This is a genomic window from Micrococcus sp. HSID17227, assembly GCF_003989405.1.
Classification (GTDB): Bacteria; Actinomycetota; Actinomycetes; order Actinomycetales; family Micrococcaceae; genus Micrococcus; species Micrococcus luteus.
The window spans coordinates 1-5696 of record NZ_RBLN01000128.1 but is presented as its reverse complement, the minus strand read 5'-3'; the positions used below and the strand labels follow the sequence as shown (position 1 = coordinate 5696).

At 74.3% G+C, this 5696-nt stretch carries 6 protein-coding genes and 1 pseudogene; all 7 read right to left on the bottom strand.

Annotated features, from left to right (window positions below; all coding sequences use genetic code 11):
* Nucleotides 1-946, bottom strand: a pseudogene (locus tag D8M29_RS14420) (primosomal protein N'); the annotation flags it as partial.
* A 124-nt stretch (nt 947-1070) separates the two neighbouring features.
* A complete protein-coding gene (gene metK / locus D8M29_RS07585; protein WP_010078605.1) occupies nt 1071-2333 on the bottom strand; it encodes a methionine adenosyltransferase in 1263 nt (420 codons plus the stop codon).
* Between the two features lie 15 nt (nt 2334-2348).
* Nucleotides 2349-3158, bottom strand: coding sequence for a phosphopantothenoylcysteine decarboxylase (locus tag D8M29_RS07580; protein WP_127445881.1), 810 nt, complete (start codon nt 3156-3158; stop codon nt 2349-2351).
* A 7-nt stretch (nt 3159-3165) separates the two neighbouring features.
* Nucleotides 3166-3606, bottom strand: coding sequence for a DNA-directed RNA polymerase subunit omega (gene rpoZ, locus D8M29_RS14415; protein ID WP_010078603.1), 441 nt, complete (start codon nt 3604-3606; stop codon nt 3166-3168).
* 66 nt (nt 3607-3672) lie between these two features.
* Entirely contained in the window at nt 3673-4323 is a 651-nt protein-coding gene (gene gmk / locus D8M29_RS07570) for a guanylate kinase (RefSeq protein ID WP_078025473.1), read from the bottom strand.
* A gap of 71 nt (nt 4324-4394) precedes the next feature.
* Nucleotides 4395-4709 carry an integration host factor, actinobacterial type gene (gene mihF, locus D8M29_RS07565; RefSeq protein ID WP_010078601.1) on the bottom strand — a complete coding sequence of 105 codons (315 nt, stop codon included), beginning with the start codon at nt 4707-4709 and terminating at the stop codon, nt 4395-4397.
* Between the two features lie 138 nt (nt 4710-4847).
* Nucleotides 4848-5696, bottom strand: an 849-nt coding sequence (gene pyrF / locus D8M29_RS07560) for an orotidine-5'-phosphate decarboxylase (protein ID WP_238693350.1), incomplete at its 5' end; no start/stop codon positions are given.

Genomic DNA, 5696 nt, shown 5'->3' with positions numbered 1-5696 from the left:
AGCCCGACTCGACGAGCCGTTGCACCGGGACGGACCGGGAGGGCCCGGCGAAGAGCAGCGCCGCGCCGGTCGCGCGGGCCCGCTCCAACACGACCTCTCGGGCGTGGAAGTAGGGCGCGCGGGGTTCTGCCCACGCGTCGTCGCCGTCGTCCCAGAGCACCACCAGCCTCAGGTCGCGCACGGGCGACCACACGGCGGCCCGGGTGCCGGCCACGATGCGCCGGGTGCCGCGCAGCGCGGCCAGGTGGGCGCGGTACCGGGGCGTGTTGCCGTCCTCGGAGCCGATCCGCGCGTAGGCGTCCTCCCCCACGTGCTCGTCGAGGGCGGCGCAGAGCCGGTCGAGGTCGCGGTGGTCGGGCACCAGCAGCAGGACGCCGCCGTCCGAGGCGGCCACCGTGCGCGCCAGAGCGGCCAGCGCGCCCGCCTCGTCCCATTCGAACAGGCGCGAGGGCACGACGGCGGCCGCCCGCGCGGCGTCCCCGGCCAGCACGGCGGACACGAACGCGGTGCCCCCCTCGAGGGACTCCCACACCGTGGGCACGAGGCCCTCCTCCGCCGCGGGAGGCTCCGGGCGCTCGGCGTCCGTGCCGGTCAGCGTCACAGGGTGGTCCGCGGCGGTTTCCGCGTCCTCCGCCAGGGCGGCCTTCTCGACCTGCGCAACGCGCGGGGGCACCGCGGCCCGCAGCACGTCCGTGACGACGCCGGCCTGGCGGCGGGCCACCGCGCGAGCCGTCGCCAGGACCTCCTCCGTCAGCGGCGGGATGGCGGTGAGCACGCCGGTGAGCTCGGTGAGCTGGGCGCCGGTGGCCGGCTCCTGCTCCCGCGAGACGAGCCAGCCCGTCATGGCCCGTCCGCCGAAGCGGACGGACACGCGGGAGCCGGGGACCGCCCGGTCGTCCAGGGCCACGGGCACGAGATAGTCGAACTCGCGGTCCAGGTGCGGCACGGGCGAGTCCAGCAGGACGCGGGCGATCGGCCGCTCCGGCCACCCCTCGGCCCGCTCCGGCAGTCGGGGCGCGTCCTCCGGCTCCGGGAGGGCGAACAGCGTGTCCGTGATGCCCGCCTCCGGATCAGAGGCCGGCGGCAGCGCGCAGCTGCTCGACGCGGTCCGTGCGCTCCCACGTGAAGTCGGCGTCGTCCCGGCCGAAGTGGCCGTTCGCGGCGGTCCGTCGGTAGATGGGCCGCAGGAGGTTCAGCTCCTTCACGATGGCGGCCGGACGCAGGTCGAACACCGCGTTCACGGCCTCGATGATCTTCTCCTCCGGCACCGTGGCCGTCCCGAAGGTGTCCACGTACAGGCCCACGGGCCGGGCCGAGCCGATCGCGTAGGCCACCTGGAACTCGGCGCGCGAGGCGAGGCCGGCGGCCACCACGTTCTTCGCGACCCAGCGGAGCATGTAGGCGGCGGAGCGGTCCACCTTGGACGGGTCCTTGCCGGAGAAGGCGCCGCCGCCGTGCCGGGCCATGCCGCCGTAGGTGTCCACGATGATCTTGCGACCGGTGAGGCCGGCGTCGCCCACGGGGCCGCCGATGACGAACTTGCCGCCCGGGTTGATGATGATCCGCATGCCGGAGGTGTCGAGGCCGGAGCGCTCGATGACGGGCCGGATCACGTGCTCCTCCACGTCCGCCCGCAGCTGCTCCTGCGTGACCCACTCGTGATGCTGCGTGGAGACCACCACGGCCTCGACCGTGGTGGGCACGTGGCCGGGCGCGTAGCCGATGGTGACCTGCGTCTTGCCGTCCGGCAGCAGGTACGGCATGGGCGTGTTCTCCGCCCGGCGCACCGCGGTGAGCCGCTCGGAGAGCCGGTGCGCGAGGTAGATGGGCATGGGCATGTACGCCGGGGTCTCGTCCGTGGCGTAGCCGAACATGATGCCCTGGTCCCCCGCGCCCTGCTCGTCCACCTCGTCCGCCGAGCCGTACTCGCGGGCCTCGAGGGACCGGGAGACGCCGGCGAAGATGTCCGAGGACTGCTGGCCGATGGAGATGTTCACGCCGCACTGGGCGCCGTCGAAGCCGTTGGCCGAGGAGTCGTAGCCGATGTCCAGGATGGTCTCGCGCACGATCTTGGGGATCTCCACGTACGCCGAGGTGTTCACCTCGCCGGCCACCTGCACCAGGCCGGTGGTGGTCAGGGTCTCCACGGCCACCTTCGCCGACGGGTCGGCGGCGAGGATCGCGTCCAGGATGGCGTCGGAGATCTGGTCGCAGATCTTGTCGGGGTGGCCCGCCGTGACGGACTCGGAGGTGAAGAGGCGGAGCTCTCCGCCGCCCACCCCCGAATACGGGTCGGCGTGGCGGGCGGGGCTCAGCGAGGCGGCATCGGTCATGCCGCACAGTCTAGGTCAGCGGCCCGACGCGCCGGCGGGGTCGCGACCGGCGAGGTCATCCACGATCGCCTGCACGACGGCGGCCGCCGCCTGGTCCTTGGAGCCCACGGTCTCCACGGCGGGGCGGCCGTCGGCGAACAGGATGGTCACGGCGGTCTCGTCCCGGCCGAACACCTTGTCCGTGCCGACCTCGTTGACCACGAGCATCTCGCAGCCCTTGCGCGCCAGTTTGGCCCGGCCGTACTCGAGCACGGAGGACGTCGCGTCGCCGGTCTCCGCGGCGAAGCCGACGATGAGCGGGGCCATGGGCCCGCCCTCGGAGCGGGTCCGCACGGCCGTGGCGAGCACGTCCGGGGTGCGCTCGAGCACGATGACGGGCGCGCCGCCGTCGTCGCCCTTCTTCATCTTGGCGTCGGAGACCTCGGCCGGTCGGAAGTCCGCAACGGCCGCCGCCATCACGAGGACGTCGGCGTCGGCGGCCTCCGCCAGCACGGCCTCGAGCAGGTCCTGCGTGGACTCCACGGGCACGACGCGCTCGACGCCCTCGGGCGTCGGGACGGACATGGACCCGGCGACGAACCGCACGGTGGCGCCGGCCTCGAGGGCGGCGCGCGCCAGGGCGGCCCCCTGCTTGCCGGAGGAGCGGTTCCCCAGGTAGCGGACCGGGCGACCGGAGAGGGCCTCCCACGTCGCCGCGCCCACGAACTCGAGGGCGTTGGCGGTGGGCACCACGGTCACGCCGTGGCCGGCCTCGGTCATCAGGCGCAGCAGCAGCGCCGCCTTGTAGGCCGCGATGCCGCCGCCGACCCCGAGGACGATCTCCATGACGGGCTCAGGCCTCCGGGGCGTCCTCGGAGGTGCCCTCCTCGGCGCGCACCGTCTCGGCGGCCTCCTCGATGGCGGCGGGATCGCCCATCGGCTGGTGGGCGTCGGCCGACTCGAGGGTGGCGAACGGGTCGTCCTCGCCCGGCAGGGAGAAGTCGCCGAAGTCCTCGGCGGCCAGGTCGGCCTCCGGGGTGGCCTCGACGGCCTCGCGGGACACGAGCAGGTCGGCCTCGATCTCGCGCAGGGCGATGGACAGCGGCTTCTCGTTCAGCTGGGTGTCCACGAGCGGGCCGACGTACTCGAACAGCCCCTCGTGCAGCTGCGAGTAGTAGGCGTTGATCTGCCGGGCCCGCTTGGCGGCGAAGAGCACCAGGGCGTACTTCGAGTCGACCCGCTCCAGCAGGGAGTCGATGGGCGGGTTGACGATGCCTTCGTACTGTTCGGTCACGGGGTCTCCAAAGTCTTCATCTCACTGTCACGTCGGCGCCGGGTGCGGCGTCGGTGCGGCCGGTCCTCAGGCCTCGGTCGGACGGCGCTCGGGGTCCAGCCCCATGAGTCTCACCAGTTCCTCGGCGGCCCGCTCCACGCGGTCGTTCACGACGACGGCGTCGAACTCGGGTTCCGCGGCGAGTTCCAGTCTAGCCGTTTCGAGCCGGCGGCGCTGTTCCTCCGGGCTCTCGGTGCCGCGGCCGAGCAGCCGGGACACGAGTTCCTCCCAGCTCGGCGGCGCCAGGAACACGAAGGTGGCCTCCGGCAGCGCACGGCGGACCTGGCGCGCTCCCTGCAGGTCGATCTCCAGCAGGACGTGGCGGCCCTGCGCCACGGCCTCCATCACGCGGTCGCGCCGCGTGCCGTAGCGGTGGACGCCGTGCACGACGGCCCATTCCAGCATCTCGTCCGCCTCGACGAGGGAGTCGAACTCCTCCGGCGTCGTGAAGTAGTAGTGCACCCCGTCCTCCTCGCCCGGGCGCGCCGGGCGGGTGGTGGCGGAGACGGACAGCCAGGCCTCGGGGTAGTGCTCGCGGACATAGGCCGACACGGTGCCCTTGCCGACGGCGGTGGGGCCGGCCAGGACGGTGACGCCCGGGCCCGGGGGGCGTTCCTGGACGACGGTGCGGGCCACCGGGACGGCGGGGGCGGGTCCGGGGTCGAACGTGTCGGTCACGCATCCTCCTGGTGGGACGGGCCTCGCAGACCCGTCACCCGGGCCGGCGCCGACCCGCCGGGATGTGGGGGTCACCGGCCAATATAGGCGATCAGCGCCTCGCGCTGACGACGGCCCAGGCCGCCCAGCCGACGCCGCGGCGAGATGCCGCACCCCGCCATCGCCTCCCGGGCCCGGACCTCGCCCACGCCCGGCAGGGCCAGCAGCAGGTCCACGGTCCGCAGACGGGCGACGGCGTCGTCGGCGTCCGCGCGCGCGAAAATGTCGGCCAGGCCGACCTCACCGGCGGCGAAGGCCGCCTTGAGCTCCGCCCGCGCCTGGCGGGCCTGGAGGGCCTTCCTCCGGGCCTCCGCCCTCTCCTGCACACTGAGCTGCCGCAACGCCATGGGTCTGACCTCGATGCCTCTCGTTCCCCACCGGCCCCGTCGTGACCCTTCCATGGTCAAGGACGACGAGCACAGCCGATCGAAAGGGAAGATACCATCCCGTCCACACGGCACGGGCGCGCCGGGAGGACGCGGGCGTCACCGCAGGGCGGCGCGATTCTCCTCGATCGTGTCCACCAGCGAGGCCACCGACGGGCCCGCGCTCAGGATGCCGCGGGACGAGGTCGCCAAGACCTGCGGCCAGGCCGTCCCGAAGTCGGCCCGCATGCCCCGGGCCGTGGCGCCCTGGGCACCGAACCCGGGCGCCAGCAGGGGCCCGCCGAGGGCCGGCAGGTCCAGGCCGAGGCGGTCCGCCTCGGCGGCCACCGTCGCCCCCCAGACGAGTCCCACCGGCCCCCACGCGTCGTCGCCGCGCAGGGCCGCGTTCTCGGCGGCCGCCGCCGCGGCGATGCGCCGGGCGACCGATCCCTCGGCCGACCCCTCGCCCACGTGCTGGACCTCGCGGCCCTCCGGATTGGAGGTCAGCGCGAGGACGAACACGCCGCGGCCGGCCTCGTGGGCGGCGCGGATGGTCGGCACGAGGGTGCCGAAACCCAGGTACGGGCTGAGCGTCACCGCATCCGCGGCCAGGGGCGAGGCGTCGGCGATCCACGCGGCGGCGTAGCCGTCCATGGTGGAGCCGATGTCACCGCGCTTGGCGTCCGCGATCGTGAGCACCCCGGCGTCCCGGGCGGCCGCGAGCAGCCGCTCCAGGGCCGCCAGGCCGGCCGATCCGTGGCGCTCGTACAGCGCCACCTGGGGCTTGATCGCCGCCACGCGGGGCCCCTCGGGACCCACCGCCGCCTCGAGGGCGGTTAGGGAGAACGCCTCGAGGCCCGCCGGGGTGTCGCTCAGGCCCCACTGCCGCAGCAGGCCCGGATGGGGGTCCACGCCGAGGCACAGCGGACCGGCCGTCTCCATGGCGTGGGCCAGCCGCCGCCCGAAGGA

Bases quoted from the DNA above. Each gene is read 5' to 3' on its own strand.
- metK (WP_010078605.1), bottom strand. From the start codon at position 2,333: ATGACCGATGCCGCCTCGCTGAGCCCCGCCCGCCACGCCGACCCGTAT.
- D8M29_RS07580 (WP_127445881.1), bottom strand. From the start codon at position 3,158: ATGGAGATCGTCCTCGGGGTCGGCGGCGGCATCGCGGCCTACAAGGCG.
- mihF (WP_010078601.1), bottom strand. From the start codon at position 4,709: ATGGCGTTGCGGCAGCTCAGTGTGCAGGAGAGGGCGGAGGCCCGGAGG.